A 17,374-nucleotide genomic window follows, 5' to 3' on the forward strand; every position below is an offset into this window, starting at 1 on the left:
TTCCTGGCTTTTTCACTGATTTCTAATCCGCAACTGGGGTTAGCAGATCATGCAGTTGTGTGGCCAGCAAATATCACTGAAGAACAGAAAGCTGAAGCAATAAAGCAACTTGAAGGACGAGGGATCATTGTCCGCAAGGGAGTGTAACTTAAATTAATAAGGGGGAAAAAGAATGCAAAATCCATTTACAAATACAGCATTTAGCATGACGGCACTAACAAATGCGATGAATATATTGCCGATAAATTATGGACGAGTTGAAAATCTAAATTTGTTTCCAAGTAGGTCAGTAAGATTTAGACATATTACAATAGAAGAACATAATGGAGTTTTAAGTCTACTACCAACGCAAGTACCAGGGGCACCAGCAACAGTAGGAAAACGTGGTAAAAGAAAGGTAAGGACATTTACCATTCCTCATATTCCTCATGATGATGTGGTGTTACCAGAAGAAGTACAAGGAATAAGGGCATTTGGATCAGAGAGTGAACTGAAAGCGCTGGCAGATGTAATAACTGACCATTTGCAGCTAATGAGAAATAAACATGCAATAACGTTGGAGCATTTGCGTATGGGAGCGCTGAAAGGAATAATTTTAGATGCTGATGGGTCAGAATTATTAAATCTGTACAACGAATTTAAAATAACACCAAAAGTAGTAAATTTTGCCCTTGGAACAGCAACAACAGATGTAAAACGTAAGTGTCTGGAAGTATTGCGGCATATTGAAGACAACTTAAGTGGTGAATATATGACCGGGATTCATGCTTTAGTAAGCCCTGAGTTTTTTGATGCACTTACTTCTCATACTAAAGTAAAAGAAGCATATGAAAGATGGCAAGAAGGAGCAGCGCTTCGGAATGATATGAGGTCAGGGTTTACGTTCTGTGGAATCACATTTGAGGAATATAGAGGGCAAGCAACTGATCCTGAAGGAACCGTGAGAAGATTTATAGAAAGAGATACAGGGCACTGTTTTCCAGTAGGAACAGCAAGTACATTTACAACATATTTTGCACCAGCAGACTTTAATGAGACAGTAAATACCCTTGGACAGCCACTATATGCAAAACAAGAGCCAAGGAGGTTTGATAGAGGAACTGATTTACATACACAGTCAAATCCTCTGCCAGTGTGCCACAGACCAGGAACATTAGTAAAAGTCGTTGCAGCATAACAATACTGGTAGAGTAACTACAAGTTGGTGAGGCACAAGAGGACTCTACTAGTATATACCTTATTAGCATACTTATGAAAGAATGCAAGAGAATATTAAGAGATTACTAAAAGATTGTTTTGCCCATTTAGGAGAAGTGGCTTTGTATAAATCAAAGGATAAGTCATACATGGTACAAGTATTAAAGCAACAGCCAGATAAATTATACGAGATTGGTGAAGGACAATTTGTGGAAGAAACTTTAGCGTTAGAAGTAAGTGCGTTTGATGTGTTAAGGCCAATAGTAGGAGATGTTTTTGTTATAGGTGATCGAAGATATAAAGTACACTCACCGCCACTTAGAGACAAGTCTGGAATAACGTGGAAAATAAAAGCGTCTGGGGTGTAAAATGTCTGTTCATATAGAAGTTGAGGTAATAGAAAATGTAAATGCTAAAAGAAGAAAAGTAGAATTAGCAACGGTAAAGGCATTAAACAAAACGGCACTATGGTTAAAAGCGCAAGCAGCTAAGGAAATCAGTGAAGAAAAGCAGATAAAATTAAGTTTGATAAGAAAGAGATTAAGAATTTTTAAGGCGAAAACTAGCAGATTAGACGTGTTGATTAGAGCAAATCTCTATGACATTAGAGCATCGACAATTGGCAAGATACAAAAAACAAGAAGAGGATCGAAAGTAGGAAAGCATGAGTTTATAGGAGGATTTGCAGCAGTTATGCCAAAAGGAAATAGCGGTATGTTTAAACGTGAAGGAAGAGCAGCATTGCCAATAAAGGAAGTTAAATTGCCACTCGAACCTGAGGCTTCAAGGATAATAGGAAATCTTGTTAATTATGAGGTTGAGAAAGTGTTTACAAAATTTTTTGAACGTGAATTGAGCTATAAAGGATGAATTTGAAAGATTTACATGATAAAATTTGTACCACGCTGAAGAAAGAAATTTCTGCGATACAAACATGCGAAGTATATCCAGCAATAAGGAAAGAATTAGTAGCACCGGCAGTATTTATAGAATTATCAAGTCTAGAGCAAGGAAAAGATCCAGGAACAGAAGAATTAGCTCTGAAAGCAAGATTTGAAGCTAGAATAGTAGTTGATAGCACAATCGAAAATGCTCCTCTTATTGTCAGAACATTAGCTGCCGAGGTGGCAAAAGTTGTAAACAAAAATACATGGAATATAAAAAATGTTTCACCAGGAGAATTTATCTCTGCAGAAATTGACGGATTTAGACCCGAATTAGATGCATATTTGGTGTGGATGGTTGATTGGAGTCATCAGCTTCATTTAGGTAAATCGATATGGACAGAAAATAAGATTAAGCCACATACGATTATAATAGAAGAAAATGTTAGAGAGTAATTTTGCTATTTCAGAGCTGCAAAGAAAGTTAGCAAATATTGTACGAATAGGAGTTGTAAAAGAAGTAGATTATGAGAAAGCAAAAGTAAGAGTGAAGATAGGAGAACTTTTAACAGATTTTCTTCCATGGATAACTTCTAGAGCAGGAGAGGAAAGAAGCTGGCTACCACCAAGCATAAATGAACAGGTAGTAATATTGTCACCATTGGGAGAGTTATCATTAGGAGTAGTACTAGCTGGAATATATCAGCAAAATTATTCTGCTCCAGAGAATAGTGAAATGATTAACAGTTTAGTATTTCAAGATGGAACAAAGTTATTGTATGACAAAGAGAGCAAGAATCTTGAAATTTCTGTAGTGGATAAATTAAATTTCAAAGTAGGAAAATCAGAGATAGAAATGACAAAAAGTGGAATAAAACTGAAAGCAGAAAGGATCGACTTAAATTGAACAAAGGAATAGTGAGGTTAGGAGACTACTGTGGAGAAGCTATACCACATTTCTGCATTAGCGGAAGTAATAATGTTTTTGTAAACGGTAAGTCAATATGTAGACAAGGAGACAGTTTTAGTGAAGGAAGAGCATTAACTGAAGGATCAAAAACAGTGTTTGCAAATGGTCTTAGTGTAGGAAGAGTAGGAGATATGTGGGTTTAAAGTAATAAAAGGCAGTGAAAGCGTTTTTGCAAAATAGAAATGAAGGGTATGGATGCTAAAACAGGAAAAGCGTTAGAAGGAATAGAGCACTTAAAGCAGTCGATAATTGATATACTGACCACTCCTATTAACAGTAGAGTAATGAGAAGAGATTATGGTTCTCGATTATTTGAATTAGTAGATAAGCCAATAAATAGAGATTTAACTTTGGAAATCTATGCAGCAACAGCAGAAGCACTGGGGAAATTTGAGAAGAGATTTAAGTTAGAAAAAGTAAAGATTGCTGAAGCTAAAGAAGGAAAAATGACTCTTGTACTTGAAGGTATGTATCTTTCAGAAGGCAAATTCATAGGTATTAGTGGAATAGTTGTTTAGAAATGCAGACATCTAATATTATTGAAAAACTAAGCTATGAGGAAATCTTTTCCAGAATGAAGGAGGAGTTAGTGTGTAGAGATGAAACCTTTTCAGCGTTAGTAGAATCCGATCCAGCGATAAAGATTCTGGAGGTAGCAGCCTGGCGAGAACTTTTGCTCAGACAAAGGATGAACGAAGCAGTAAAGAGTAATTTACTGAAATTTGCAAGGGGAGAAGATCTTGATAATTTGGCTGAATTTTATGGAGTAGAGAGGCAGAAAGAAGAAGATGATGAACGATTTAGAAAAAGAATTAAAGCAAAAATAGTGGGCTCAAGCACGTGTGGAAGCAAAGAACACTATCGATATCATGCACTGTCAGCAGATAGTAGAGTAAAAGATGCACTAGTGGAATCAACTATACCAGGGAAAGTACAAATTTCAATCTTATCAACACAATTATCCACAACTGGCATAGTGTCAGAAGAGCTACTAGAAATTGTAAAAAAGCAGGTTACTAGAGATGATATAAGGGTTTTAACCGATACAGTAACAGTGATAGGTTGCAATATTACGGAAATAGATATTCACAGCAGAATGAGCATAAGTCCTATAATATCAGAGGAAGAAATCAAGAAGCAATTTATTAAGAAGTTTGAAGAAAGTAGAAGGCTGGGATGGAGTGTAACAAGATCGTGGATAATAGCGAATCTATTTGTAGAGGGTGTAGAAAACGTAGAATTAATAGAACCAAAAGAGGATGTTGTGGTATTGGGGAATGAGTGTGCAGTGCTTGGCCACGTCAAGTTAGATAGGATTTAAAACGTATTTTTTTTGTTTTGTGCCAGTGAGGGGATTGCGTGCAATAAGTGGTTTAAGGTTCACTGGATCCAATGTTAGGGAGACGAAAGTATTGATTTTCTTCCAGAAGTTGTAACTTGTTTTTTAAAGTATGGATAATATGGTCAAATATTATGGAGAGTGTTTTCGATATTAAGAACATCTTTATTTTTTTGCAATGATCTCTTGGTTACTCATAAGCTACCTAAATAAAGGAAATTAAAGCAACTTGAAAGAAAAGACAAATGAAAAGTTTATTACCGCCAAACGCAACAAAGCAAGAGCAAGCACTGGTTAATGCAATCGATTATAAAGTTGATCCAAGCAGGATAAGAGGATTTAAATTTAGCCTAGGGGAAAAAATATTGCCGTGGTTGATTGAGGAATATGGTTTAGAAGAGATACTGCGTTGGGTAAAAGATAGAAGAAAAGCCGTAATAGAAGGAGTAAAATTTCAAAGACTGCGAGGAACACCTAAATCACTTAAAATAGCACTCAAGTGGGCAAATATAGAAGACATTACAATCATCGAAGAACCACCCGGTAAACACTTTTTTGAGTTGCAAGTAGGGATAAAAGAGGTACCAAATGACTTCTTCGTAGATGCAGTAGTAGAACTTGCAAAACTATCATTACCAGCAAGATCAAGGCTAATGAGGATTTTCAATGATCACCATAACGTTGATAGGTTTATTTTAGATGAAAGTTTATTCGGCAGCTTATTGTCAGACTATTCAGGTAGAAAAGTTGAAAAAGATGGACCAGTATTATCGTTTGGAAGAGTAAATTTTTTCAGGTCTAGTGGTCCAGTTATTAGGATTATAGAAAACTATCTACGCGATCATTATGAACGAGCTTTAAGCAATGATATATATCGCCTAGATGTAGCAATCCTTGGAGAAACCGAGCCTCACACAAAGGATTATAAGGGCATCTATGAAAGAGAGCATTTGTGGTACAACTTAAAAGCACTATATCCACTACTACAGAGTTTATTACCAGAAATCAAGTTTGCAAAAGCACAGATAGTATTATCAGACAGTTGGAATTTAGGAGAAATAAACGCATGTTTTCCAGTTAGTAGCGTAGAAGAAAAAGGAAATAAATTTGTATTAGGAAACGATAAACTTTCAGGGCAATATTGGAATCTAAAACACAAGCCAATTTTAGAAAGATTCAGCATTATCCATCGTTACAAAGTAGAAAATTATACAGATCAGAAGGTCAGAAAATATGTTTTAGCAGAACACAATGTTTACTATAAAAACGACTTAGATTCAGAGCAAAAAGACTCAATACACGAATTAGAAAATTACATTTTAGTATTTTACCCGGGAGTACTGAAGTGGCACGAACATCGACATTTGCACAGAAGTTGGAAAAATAGTCAAGTAATATCTATAATAAGTTAAGTACTTATATTTAGATCCTCATATATATTATTAATAATAGGTAAAAGTGTATTAAATAAAAAGAAAAGGACTTGCTTTCTCATGCTAAAAAGGACATGACTTGAATAGCAGCAGGTAAATATAAGAAATTTGTCTGGCGCTAGAAAAGCTAATTTTGTGAGGTATGAAATGAGTTTTAGCAAGAGTAAGTTTTTTAAAGAAGTAGCAAGTAACAGATTTAAGAATATTAATAAAAGAGATGAAGAAGGAGAGACGATCTTGCACCAAGCAGTAGAAATCTCCGATTATAAAACAGTGAGATTATTAATAAAAAAAGGGGCAGAGGTTAATGCAAGAGATAAAAATGGTTATACGCCACTACACTGTGCAGTATTCGCAAAAAGTTTAGAAAATGTAAAAGTGCTGCTAAGGTCTGGAGCAGAAGTAAATGCTACTCAATATGTCAGTGGATGTACGCCACTCCACTCTGCGTGCAAGATGGGAGGAGCAGGAGTTGAAATAATAAAAGAGCTAGTAAAAGCAGGAGCTGAGGTTAATCAACTGAATAAATATGGTGCAACACCAATGTATTACATATGGGAAAGTGAAAAGTATTGTCTGTGTGATAGTAAAGAAAGTGAAAAGGCAAGCAAATTTTTGAGAGAAAAAGGTGGAGTAACAAAAAGTAGAGAACTGACCTGCTATGGAATAGAGAGGCTAGTGGGAGAAATAGCAGACATGTTGAATAGGAGTTATTTACCGGAGTTAAAAATAATAAAGATAGAAGAAATAAGGAAGAGAGACAAATCACTAATAAAGGAAGAATGTCAAAATTTAGCAAGCAAGATAATCAGCCAAGTGAATGAAATGATAGATGAGGTAGAAAATGTAGTAGGAAGAAAGGCTTAAAAAGGGGACTTGATTTTAAAGAAAAGGTGAGGTGGATTATGTTAAAGCTTGGCAAATTTAATAAATCAGCAAAAGAATTATCAGAGAACTCATATAAAAATATTTATGCAAGAGACAGAATAGCTCTGCATTACGCGGTAGACGCAAAAACAGTGAAGTTATTAGTTGAAAAAGGAGCGAATGTGAATGTAGCAGATGCGGAAGGATATACAGCACTGCATCTAGCGGTAACGGAGAAACGTCTAGAAACCGTGAGAGAATTGATAAAATCAGGAGCGAATGTAAATGCGGAAGAATATGGAAATAAATGCACTCCATTGCACCTTGCATGTATGGTGGGGAAAGTGGAAATAGTGGAGGAGCTAGTAAAAGCAGGGGCTGAAATAGAGCAAGCAGATAAATTTGGAATGAAAGCAATGGATTATGCGAAAAATAGCAAAGAAGTAACCAAGGTGTTGAAGAAAGAAACAGACAGAATTGAGAAGCTATTTATGAAGGGCTAAAAATATGGAGAAAGAAATAGAAAAGAAAGTAATGAATTTAGAGAAAAAACCTTTGAATGAGCTGAGAAAAATATGGAAGAAGGTATTTGTGGAAGAAGCACCTAGATACTCAAAGAAATATCTGATACCAAGATTAGCTTATAGAATGCAGGAAAAAGCGTACGGGGAGATGTCAAGAAAAGGTGCAAAAAGACTAGAGTATCTGGCAGATCGGCTAGAGAAGGGAAAAAGAATAAGTAGTGACAAACTTCCAGTAGCAGGAACAGAGCTAATATTAGAGAGAGGGGAAGAAACGCATGCGGTAATGGTAACAGATAAGGGTTTAATCTACCGAGAAGAATTTTTCACATCATTATCAGCAGTAGCCGGGAAAATAATGGGAATGAGTTACAATGGGCCGCTCCTATTTGGTTTGCGTGATCAAAAGGGAAAGGAAAATGTGTAAAGGGATAAGATGTGGAATATATACGAGAAAGTCAAATGAAGACGGTCTAGAGCAGAAGTTTAACAGTTTAGATGCGCAACGAGTAGCATGTGAGAAGTACATAAAGAGCAAAGAAGGCTGGGTAGCATTGGCCAAAAGGTACGACGATGGAGGTTTCTCAGGAAAGAATTTAGAAAGACCAGCAATAAAGGAATTATTTGAAGATGTAAAAAAAGGAGAAGTAGATTGTGTAGTAGTATATACATTAGATAGGCTATCAAGGGAAACAAAAGACAGCATCGAAGTAACGTCATTTTTTAGAAGGCATAGAGTAAATTTTGTAGCAGTAACGCAGATATTTGACAATAATACGCCAATGGGAAAGTTTGTACAAACGGTATTATCAGGAGCAGCACAACTAGAAAGAGAGATGATAGTAGAGAGAGTAAAAAATAAAATAGCAACATCAAAAGAACACGGACTATGGATGGGAGGAACTTTGCCGCTTGGATATGATGTAAAAGATAAAGAATTAATAATAAATGAAAAAGAAGCGAAAATAGTAGGGCACATATTTGAAAGATATTTGGAGTTGAAGTCAATGGCAGAGTTGGCAAGAGAGTTAAATAGAGAAGGTTACAGAACAAAATCAGATATCTTTAAGAAAGCGACGGTGAGAAGAATAATAACAAATCCAATATATGTGGGAAAGATAAGACATTATGAGAAAGAGTATGAAGGAAAGCATGAAGCAATAATAGAGGAAGAAAAATGGCAAAAAGCGCAGGAATTGATAAAGAATCAACCATATAGAAAAGCAAAATATGAGGAAGCATTGCTTAGGGGAATAATTAAGTGCAAGAGCTGTGGTGTAAATATGACACTAACGTATGCAAAAAAAGAAAATAAAAGGTACCGATATTACGTGTGCAATAACCATTTAAGGGGAAAAGGTTGTGAATCAATAAACAGAACTATAGTAGCGGGAGAGGTGGAAAAAGAAGTAATGAGAAAGACAGAGCAGCTATATGAAAAATGGGGAGAAGAATGGAAAAATTTAAGTTTCAGAGAACAGAAAGAAGTAGTGAAAAAGTTAATAAAGGGAGTAATGGTAAAAGAAGATGGAATAGAAGTATGTTCTGAATCAGAGGAAAAATTTATACCAATGAAGAAGAAAGGAAACAAATGCACAGTAGTAGAGCCAGAAGGAAAAACAAATAATGCGCTACTGAAAGCAGTGGTGAGAGCTCATCTGTGGAAACGGCAGCTAGAAGAGGGAAAATATGCAAGTGTAGGAGAGCTGAGTGCCAAAATTAATATAGGTACAAGACGTATACAACAAATTTTAAGGTTGAATTATTTAGCACCAAAGATTAAGGAAGACATAGTAAATGGGAGACAGCCAAGAGGTTTGAAGCTATCTGATTTGAAAGAAATACCGATGTTGTGGAGCGAGCAATTAGAGAAATTTTATGGATTAGCATCTTAATTTACAAAAGCAACGGGAGATTGAAAAGAGTATGTGCAAGAAGGAGCTGCTACAAAGGGCCATGCCAAAAGATATTGAGATTGATGTAAGTCGATGTTACAAAATCAATTATGCGAAAATATTAATATAGATGATGAAGATTTTAGCATACTAGATGCAACAGTGGTAGACAATGTATACAATTTAGCTGCATATTTTAATAGTATAGCTTTTCTTATAGTAGTCCGAACAGGGTAAGATATGTGTTTATGGCTATAGTAGGCCAGTAGCATATTATGATTTATTTGGATTATTGTGAAAAGAGCTATAGATCTGGAAAAAAAATTCTGTAAAAGGTCGGCTCAGCCAATCGTGTTTTAATACAGTCTCATATCCTGAAAATACACCTTGTGGCCAGCTCCTGTACAATGACATCTCATTTTCCTGAAAAACAACATAAAAGAGTATTCTTAAAAGATTATTGATATCGATTCGACTCCTTTGCAATAATTTATTAACTGTAGTAATTTATATTTAAATAATAATTTTCAACTTTTATGGTAAATTAGCAATTTTTTCCCTAGAATCAGAAACTCTTCTTAATTCTTCACGTTTTACCCATGAACCCTTCTGCTTATTGGATTCGCTTATTAATTCAGGACGCATTAACCCACCAGATCTAGCAAAAACACCTCGGTCTATGGCTTCAATGACTGATAAACCTCCCAGTAAGCAATTTTGTCCTATTTCTTCATAATTTTCTATTCCCTCATTACAATCTTCTATTGCTTCATTATAACTTTCTATTTTATCAAGTAGAAGTAGGCCTTCTTCACTCACCTCTACTTTTATCCAATTTTTATTTTTCTCATCAGGATATAACCTAACTTCTAATTCTCCCAAACTAGTATAGAAAGTTAATACTATATCGCTGCCTTCTGTAAGATCTGTGTAATTCCTTATGCCATCTTCAGTTTTAATTTCTACTTCACTTTTACCGATCTTTACTATATTTCTTCCACACTTTACATCCCCATCGGTTAGACCTAAATCCCTTGTCCCATCTGTTATCTTTATAATGTCTATTTTACTATCTTTAGAATATTCTAAGTAAAAAACGGAGTTGTCTACTCTTACATCTTTTAGCTCGCTATTGGTTGCATTTTTTGCGATTTCAATAAACTTATGAGAATTGCTAACATAATCTCTATAAGCTTTTTTTAGGTTAGTTTTATGCTCTTTAAATTCTGGTGTCAGTGTGTTAGCATCAACTGTATTACCAAACACTGCCCCTTTTGATACTAATTGACATATTATATTACTAGCAACTTTAGGATTTTTTTCCAACTCACTGATTTTTTTCATCACATAATCGGTAAAAGTGTATTCATTACCTGAAAAGAAATCTTGTGAAAGAGAATAGTTTAATCGTACACCAGACTTTATAGCATCGTTTACAATCTCTTCAAGTTCAGCCATGTTTTGAGCCTGAAACACCTTATCAGAAAACTCATTTAACTTTTCCTTTTGATTTGAGGTTAAATTAACGAGTAATTTACTGACCTGTCCTTTCTTTTGCTGACGATAAATAATATTTTTATCATAATCTAATGCTCCTGCTTCTAGAAATATTTTTCTTAACTCTTGAGCAAGATCTTCATTGTCCCAAGCAAAACGTTCAACATATGAGAACACTTTTGACTCACCCATTCCGTGCCGAATATTTAGCACCACTTTTAGGTCTGAGTCTCTTTTATGCTTACTTAAAAACTCCTTTAAATTTTTAGTGCAGTCTGAATCTAGTGCAAGTAAGTCATACAATTCCTTATTCATCTTTTTCTGTTTATCAGTTAAAAATAATTCTTCTATATTATAGCAGAGTTTATTAGTTGCTATTTGTTGTGGAGTTTTACCCTTTCTACTTGTTATATTAGGGTTAGCTCCTTTTGAGAGGAGAGAGTTTGTATTATCGTAATGACCTTTGGCAGCAGCAAGGCATAATGGTGTTTTTCCTTTATTATCTTGTATGTTAGGATCTGCGCCTGCTTCTAAGAGTAAATCTATAGCCTGATTTCCTATGCGACGAAATCCACCAATATTTGCTCCTGCAATTGCATGCAATACTGTTGATTGAGATTCTCCTCTTCTTAGGTTAAGAATTACTTTTAAATCTTTATTGTTTCTATTATCATATAAAAATTCTTCAAGGGGCTCAGTATTATCAAATGAACCACAGTTAGAAGCTAAACATTTTAGAGCACTAAGTAACTTTTTGTTTAAATTTTTTTGACTTGGTGTAAGGTCATGATCTAGAGCAAACCAAACACAAATTTGCTCGCTTAGTCCAAGTTTGCTATCAATTAAAGAAGGTAGTTCATTATGATTTCTAACTGATGGTAAGTCTCCTGAGTACCACATATCATTCATCAGCTCATTTAATAAATGCTCTTTAGATGATAGATGTTCTATAATGGACTCATATTCGAAATCATATAGTTCTGATTTGGATTTTGGCTTTAGTAGATTGATGATAGATTTTACTATCCCAGTAGACTCACCCATACTTATCCCTCTAAGCTAAGATATATGATACATTGTATGCGATATGTAACATTAAGTCAATAACCATAATCTTTTTACTACTTATGTCGTTTGTTAAGTTTTTATGGTGAGTAATATAAGATCTTTAGACAATCAAGCAGTGTAGCATTTACCCTACAGTACGGCTTGTTGTCTGTTTTGAATTTGTTACTATCTCACACCAACTATTTTTTTTCTTTTCATTAGATAAGGTAATTTTTTCAGAAGATTGACGTAGTGTTTCATGTTTTTCAAAATATCCTCGTTTAATCGCATCATGTACTGAATATCCACCAAGTAAGCAATTTTCTCCTATTTCTTCCTTATCTTTTAATTGATCAAGTTTCTTCTTGTCATCGTCACTTATCTTTACTTCAATTTTATTGTTGTCTTTATCACTAGAACGTAGATGAATACTAATCTTTCCTACTTCAGTAGTAAAAGACATTTCAATGCCACCTTCTAAAACGTCTGTATAATTTCTTTTTCCTCCTACATTTTCAACTCTTACTATACTCTTTCCAACATGAAATATATGATGTCTAAAACTTAAATCTTTCACTTTTGGATTATTTATAACTTTTGCAACCTCAACAGTGCTATCTTGCGAATATTTTACATAAAAATATCCATTATCCATTTCTACGTGTAAAGCTTTGCCTTGGGCACTACTGTTTATAATACCTTCATCTGCTACACTTTTTAGCTTGTTATCAATTTCTTCACATTCTGCAAAAATCTCATAACTGAACCCATAAGTTGCATACAATAACTTATCATCATAAAAGGAACTGCATTTTACTCTTCCACCTTTTAATAGTAAATTACTCATGATATTGCGTATAATACCTATATTTTTATCATCTGATACACCCTCGTAGGCAGGAATATCTCTTATTCCCTTAGAAACTAAACTTGTTTATAGTCTATCGTCTGATAAACTCTCATAAGGTGGTAATCCCTTATGCTGTCGTATTCTATCAGGGATATTTCTTATTTCCTTAAAAATTAAACTTGTTATAGTATACTTATCATCGTTATATTTTGAATTGAGTCTTATCCCTTTTTGCAAATATTTATTTGTTATGCACTCTATACGCTCTAAAGCAGTGTTTGTAAAATTTTCATGCTTATCCCTATAACCTTGATCATTTTTTGTTACTACATCTTTTAACTCTTTACGAAATTCATCAATTAGACTTCTCTCACTTTCAGTCAGTAGTAGATCTAACTTAATTAAAGCAGAGTCTCTTGGACTAATAGGGTAATTTTTCCAATATAAATCACTATCATCAGTTTCACTCTGATACGACAATGTATGTTTTACACATGTGTCAACAGCCTCCCTAGTTTCATGTCTCTGATCAAGGTCATAACATTCCGAACGATTACTTATTCCTTGAACAAACAAACTATAATCATCTAAATCTGTTATGTCATCTTCAGGCGTTGTTCCCTCATTGCTATTACGCTCAATTTTTGAATGCCATGGCTCAGTATTTAATTCCTCTCCTAGCTTTTGTTCACTGATAGATTCTACAACATATTTTACTGACTCTGTACCCATACTACCTCCTAGCCTAGATATAGAATATATTATGTACAATATATAATATTGGTCAAGCTAATTTCAACACAATCTTTTTACTACTCATATTTTTGTTAAGTTTTTATGGTGAGTAACAATGGAGTATATAGAGAGGTTAAAAGTTGCTTATGACTCCAAATTCGAGCTAATTTTACTATAAATCAACATGGTTAAGACCTATATTTGATATCACTACTATAAGAGCATGATGGATTATGCTTTAAAGGAGTACGGAAACTGCTGAAGTTTTTACAGCAAATCTGCATGGAGCAACTTCAGCAGAATAAACAAACACATGCCAGTATTAGTAGAGAATTATTTATAAGTCAACTAACTTTTTAAAAAAATATTTTAGTGAAGATACCATGCTAGCTAGTGTTATAAAGAATTGAATTATTGACTCTTTCTAAAATTGCAAAAAAGATCGTATATTTGTGAGAATAAACCACGTAAAAATAAGGTTATAAAAATAGAAGGTTTAAATTATTGTAACAAAGTTAGGCAAACCAGTTCGTATGTAGATATGGATAAAATGGGCTAATATGGCTAGTTTTAGTGTATAGCAAAATCACTATATTAAAAAGTTCGTATGGTACACTTGGTAGACCAATTCATTCCAAAACAAACTCTTCTCACACTGCTGATTTTGAGCGCCGGAAATGGTTATATTATTTAAATTTATTAACACTATATACTGTAAAGTTAACGGCTGCTCATTTAAGATTTTCCTTCAAATAACTTGATATGTAAGTTTTTTTTACACTCCCTTCACAACCGGTTACCTCTGCCTGCCACTTTTACCTTTGCTAAGATCAGAGATATTACTAGCTTTAGGATCTTCTAAGGTAGATTGTGGGTTACCAAAATTGCCTATATCACTAACACTAAGTGACATAGGTGGTCCTTTCCCTCCTTGTGGTTGCTGGTGCCATACCCCATGCGTTGGATATTGGCGCTCTAAAAAACTTAATAGTAATTGACGAATTTCATTTAGCCTTTGACATGATATAACAACCCTTCTATTGAGTAAATGCTCCTCCTCAGGAAATTCGTGAATATTATCAATGTTTTGAAATTCTCTTGAGATTGCTCTTCTCCGCTCTTGAAAGTATTGTCCATTTCTAAGATTGTCTGGATCAACTATATTATCCAGGCCTGGAACATTTAACGTAAGAAGATCACGCATTTCATCTAACACACCTCTACCTTGTTCTCCAAGATCACCATTTCGTTGTAAAGCTTGACTAATATCTCTGGCGTTTTCTAATGCCCAGATACCGCAATTATGGCCATCTCTCTGCTGTACTAACGCATTGTCTTGCTGGTCAGCAAGAACATTATGGACTGGAACAGGAGCACCATTTACTATAAGATTGTTTAGCTTATCCGGAACGTTACCACCAGTTGAACTAGCATAATACCCATAATACTTCCTATTTTGAAAGGCAATAGTTAATGTAGCCCAATGGCTGCCATCTATATTAACAATCAAATTTGATATCAATATTTCATTGTTTTGCATTTCTTTATTGCTAATATGATTTTGCAACTTTTGCAAATAATCATTTATCCACCCTATAGGTAGTGTGCTAAAGAGCACATTATTATGCAGAACAAGCTGTAAGTTATATAGTGTTGTCCTTGCAGCAGAACATATATCCCTTTCTTGAAGCCAATAATGATAGTAACGATTATCTGTTGCAAAGTCTAGTGTGAGTATATCATGCACATTTTCTATCGAATTAAGACCCATTATACTATTTTGAATATGCAGATTTACTAGGGGTAAAATATCATCTTCTAGCCTTACAATTCTTTCTGTCCTTCCACCGGGTCCTGAAGCACGACTGGAGTCAAGTTTATTTCTATGTGGAAATATAAGGTTCTCTGCTCCCTGTGCACCTCTATTAAGTACAGCATAAGATAAAATCATACTTCCACAAATAGAAAGTGACCTACGTCTTTCCATTTCATTCACAAATTTACGCATCTTCTGTTTTGTATTACTTTCCTGTTGTTCTACTACCCTTTGATCATTAGCAAATCCTAATATAAATCCAATTGAGTGAACATCTGAATCATTCTCTGTAGGTTGACTTGATACTAGGAGATCTAATCTATGCTCTGCAACTCTTGTATTTACTCGCTCCACTATTTTTCCTACCATTCTTATGTCGGAAATACATATTTGACTTATCTTGTACCTAGAAACTACTTTACAAATATCGTCACAATTATAAAACACACCATACAATATAGACCGAAACTTGTCCTCGCTATCTACATCTATTATTGCATTACCATTCATATTTTCTGGCATTAATACTGCAGAAATGTTTCTCAATAATTCTTGATACTGAGCTTGATCTTGCCAGCCATCATTTAAAAATTGATCTAAGGCATTATACACATTTCCAGCATTAGGGACTTTCACAAGATTACCACCAATAAAATTATTTGCATTATTATTTTGGTAATTGTGATATAAACCAAGGTTACCTGTATGAATATTAAAGTAAAGTTGATTATTAAGTGTGTATGAAACTTCCCATACATGAACATTATTCCCATTCATATTAAGATCTTGTAAATTGATTGCTCCTTGTTGTCGTGCATCGTGAGCTCTAATATGAAGTATAACTATATCAGAACCTTCAGCATGAAAGACCATAGTTAAACATCTTAAACCCTCATCACCATGTCTAAATATGTACTTTGTTATAGGTGCTTCGTCTTCCTCTTCTAGTTCTAAAGGGTGCCTATCAAAAGCACTACTTCCAAAAGCAAAGCCAGTTATGCAATCAAATATTCTATTATAATTCTCTGCATTTCTTGGTATTTCAGCAGGAAGATGGTGAAGCAAGAAATCTCTAACATTTTCTCTAATGCCTTCATTCTCCAAACACTCAAATAATCTTTGTACTAAAGGAAATCTATCCTGTTGAAGTTCTACTGTATCAACACTAAAAGGATCTAGATCTAAATTAAAATTTAATCCAACACAGACAGTATTTCTTGATTCAGTATGGATAGGTATAAATGAAGAAGTGTGTAACCTTCCAGCGTAGCCTATGGCACAGTTTAATGTAACATCTGACGGTGTGTCAAATATAGCAAGATTAATAACAATAGGAATATTTTCTCTTTCTGCTTGATGACGTACAAGAAATGCAACATGTGTGTTTCTAGGAGATAAATCAAGATCGATGCCTATTGTGTAGCGATGACTAAAATTTGCTAAGAAACCTAATAAAAACCCGTGACCCTCAAATCTTTGATTGCGATTTTCAATATTATTTTCCAGTACTTGTCTGTAATTATTATAGATGTCAGTTATGTATGGCAAAATTTCTCTGCGTATTCTATCTCTTACATCTTGTCTTCTATCACTCGCTAGCATTTCCATAAAATTATCAATTCCTTGTTGACCCTGTGCTACTTGCGCAAAATTGACCAACCTACCAAGTTGTCTACGCTGATTTTGATTGAGTTGTCTTCCTTCTATTTCCTTAATTGTTAGTCTGTGATCTCCTAAGAGCCGTCTAATAAGATTGATTTCAGATGCTGAATATTTGGCAAATTTATCCCTACCTTGACGATCTTTTTCACGAATTACCTCGAATACCGTTGCAATTGCCTCTCCCTGACTCTTGCCCTTTCCGTGCATGCATACTTTGTATTGCTCAAAATTTAGGTCTTCTTCCCTTAAATTTGGATTTTGCCGTCTAATCTCTTGTACTAGAGCATTTCTCTCCCTTGTACTGAACCTCAACCCATCACTATTAGGACGATCAGAAATACTGTAGCATCTGACAACTTGCTGTCCGTCACGATAAACAGCAACTTTTAGGTTTGCCGTATTTCGATTTTCACCATTACGTGGATTAACACCATGGTTATCAAAACGAAAATAGACTCTCTCATTTGCATTTAAGATATTAGCATCATGTGCAGTAGAAAACATACTAAAAAAGAATACAGGAAGGAAACGACCTGCACTTACATGATACAAGAAAGATGGACATTGATCTAAAAAAGATTCAAATCCTTGTCTGAATCCTTCAAGATCTCCATCCACCAAACTCCTAATAAGTCCATCACCATTACTCATACAAAATACC

General features: G+C 34.6%; 17 protein-coding genes and 2 pseudogenes. 15 read left to right on the top strand and 4 right to left on the bottom strand.

The window, feature by feature from the left end; translation table 11 throughout:
* Positions 1 to 39: 39 nt before the first annotated feature.
* The 15 genes and pseudogenes from ACQH21_RS03285 to ACQH21_RS03355 form a co-directional block, all read left to right on the top strand.
* A pseudogene (locus ACQH21_RS03285) lies at positions 40 to 147 on the top strand (head decoration protein); the annotation flags it as partial.
* Between the two features lie 25 nt (positions 148 to 172).
* Positions 173 to 1,177 (top strand): major capsid protein, encoded by a 1,005-nt coding sequence (locus ACQH21_RS03290; RefSeq protein WP_214303341.1) that lies wholly within the window; start codon positions 173 to 175, stop codon positions 1,175 to 1,177.
* Positions 1,178 to 1,259: 82 nt separating this feature from the next.
* Positions 1,260 to 1,565, top strand: coding sequence for a head-tail joining protein (locus ACQH21_RS03295; RefSeq protein WP_214303342.1), 306 nt, complete (start codon positions 1,260 to 1,262; stop codon positions 1,563 to 1,565).
* A 1-nt stretch (position 1,566) separates the two neighbouring features.
* Positions 1,567 to 2,067 carry a phage tail protein gene (locus tag ACQH21_RS03300; protein ID WP_264374787.1) on the top strand — a complete coding sequence of 167 codons (501 nt, stop codon included), beginning with the start codon at positions 1,567 to 1,569 and terminating at the stop codon, positions 2,065 to 2,067.
* Positions 2,064 to 2,537: a hypothetical protein gene (locus ACQH21_RS03305; protein WP_253308731.1), complete on the top strand. Its 474-nt coding sequence runs from the start codon at positions 2,064 to 2,066 to the stop codon at positions 2,535 to 2,537. Before ACQH21_RS03300 ends, ACQH21_RS03305 begins: the two co-directional genes overlap by 4 nt.
* Entirely contained in the window at positions 2,524 to 2,988 is a 465-nt protein-coding gene (locus ACQH21_RS03310; protein WP_047759504.1) for a phage baseplate assembly protein V, read from the top strand. Before ACQH21_RS03305 ends, ACQH21_RS03310 begins: the two co-directional genes overlap by 14 nt.
* A pseudogene (locus ACQH21_RS03315) lies at positions 2,985 to 3,231 on the top strand (PAAR domain-containing protein). Before ACQH21_RS03310 ends, ACQH21_RS03315 begins: the two are co-directional and overlap by 4 nt.
* 2 nt (positions 3,232 to 3,233) lie before the next feature.
* Positions 3,234 to 3,569 carry a GPW/gp25 family protein gene (locus tag ACQH21_RS03320; RefSeq protein WP_264374786.1) on the top strand — a complete coding sequence of 112 codons (336 nt, stop codon included), beginning with the start codon at positions 3,234 to 3,236 and terminating at the stop codon, positions 3,567 to 3,569.
* 2 nt (positions 3,570 to 3,571) lie between these two features.
* Entirely contained in the window at positions 3,572 to 4,372 is an 801-nt protein-coding gene (locus ACQH21_RS03325) for a baseplate assembly protein (RefSeq protein WP_226080699.1), read from the top strand.
* A 263-nt stretch (positions 4,373 to 4,635) separates the two neighbouring features.
* On the top strand, positions 4,636 to 5,802 hold the full coding sequence (locus ACQH21_RS03330) for a phage tail protein (protein WP_425384489.1): 1,167 nt from the start codon (positions 4,636 to 4,638) through the stop codon (positions 5,800 to 5,802).
* 168 nt (positions 5,803 to 5,970) lie between these two features.
* Entirely contained in the window at positions 5,971 to 6,690 is a 720-nt protein-coding gene (locus ACQH21_RS03335; RefSeq protein WP_425384091.1) for an ankyrin repeat domain-containing protein, read from the top strand.
* Positions 6,691 to 6,728: 38 nt separating this feature from the next.
* Positions 6,729 to 7,193: an ankyrin repeat domain-containing protein gene (locus ACQH21_RS03340; RefSeq protein WP_425384092.1), complete on the top strand. Its 465-nt coding sequence runs from the start codon at positions 6,729 to 6,731 to the stop codon at positions 7,191 to 7,193.
* A 4-nt stretch (positions 7,194 to 7,197) separates the two neighbouring features.
* Complete coding sequence (locus ACQH21_RS03345) at positions 7,198 to 7,638, top strand: DUF2924 domain-containing protein (RefSeq protein ID WP_264374782.1); 441 nt, start codon at positions 7,198 to 7,200, stop codon at positions 7,636 to 7,638.
* On the top strand, positions 7,631 to 9,106 hold the full coding sequence (locus ACQH21_RS03350) for a recombinase family protein (RefSeq protein ID WP_264374781.1): 1,476 nt from the start codon (positions 7,631 to 7,633) through the stop codon (positions 9,104 to 9,106). The genes ACQH21_RS03345 and ACQH21_RS03350 overlap by 8 nt, the downstream gene beginning before the upstream one ends.
* Before the next feature lie 93 nt (positions 9,107 to 9,199).
* Positions 9,200 to 9,343 carry a hypothetical protein gene (locus ACQH21_RS03355; RefSeq protein ID WP_230609241.1) on the top strand — a complete coding sequence of 48 codons (144 nt, stop codon included), beginning with the start codon at positions 9,200 to 9,202 and terminating at the stop codon, positions 9,341 to 9,343.
* Between the two features lie 297 nt (positions 9,344 to 9,640).
* Here the strand turns inward: ACQH21_RS03355 and ACQH21_RS03360 are convergent, their stop codons facing one another.
* The 4 genes from ACQH21_RS03360 to ACQH21_RS03375 all read right to left on the bottom strand — a co-directional run bounded on the left by ACQH21_RS03360 (position 9,641) and on the right by ACQH21_RS03375 (position 17,364).
* On the bottom strand, positions 9,641 to 11,647 hold the full coding sequence (locus ACQH21_RS03360) for an ankyrin repeat domain-containing protein (protein WP_425384093.1): 2,007 nt from the start codon (positions 11,645 to 11,647) through the stop codon (positions 9,641 to 9,643).
* 148 nt (positions 11,648 to 11,795) lie between these two features.
* Positions 11,796 to 12,497 carry a hypothetical protein gene (locus tag ACQH21_RS03365; RefSeq protein WP_425384094.1) on the bottom strand — a complete coding sequence of 234 codons (702 nt, stop codon included), beginning with the start codon at positions 12,495 to 12,497 and terminating at the stop codon, positions 11,796 to 11,798.
* A gap of 87 nt (positions 12,498 to 12,584) precedes the next feature.
* Entirely contained in the window at positions 12,585 to 13,232 is a 648-nt protein-coding gene (locus ACQH21_RS03370) for a hypothetical protein (RefSeq protein ID WP_425384095.1), read from the bottom strand.
* 799 nt (positions 13,233 to 14,031) lie between these two features.
* Positions 14,032 to 17,364, bottom strand: a complete 3,333-nt coding sequence (locus ACQH21_RS03375) for a cytoplasmic incompatibility factor CifB (RefSeq protein WP_425384490.1) — start codon at positions 17,362 to 17,364, stop codon at positions 14,032 to 14,034.
* Positions 17,365 to 17,374: the final 10 nt, after the last annotated feature.

The sequence above is a fragment of the Wolbachia endosymbiont (group B) of Eupithecia inturbata genome, from assembly GCF_964030915.1.
In the GTDB taxonomy this organism is placed as follows: domain Bacteria; phylum Pseudomonadota; class Alphaproteobacteria; order Rickettsiales; family Anaplasmataceae; genus Wolbachia.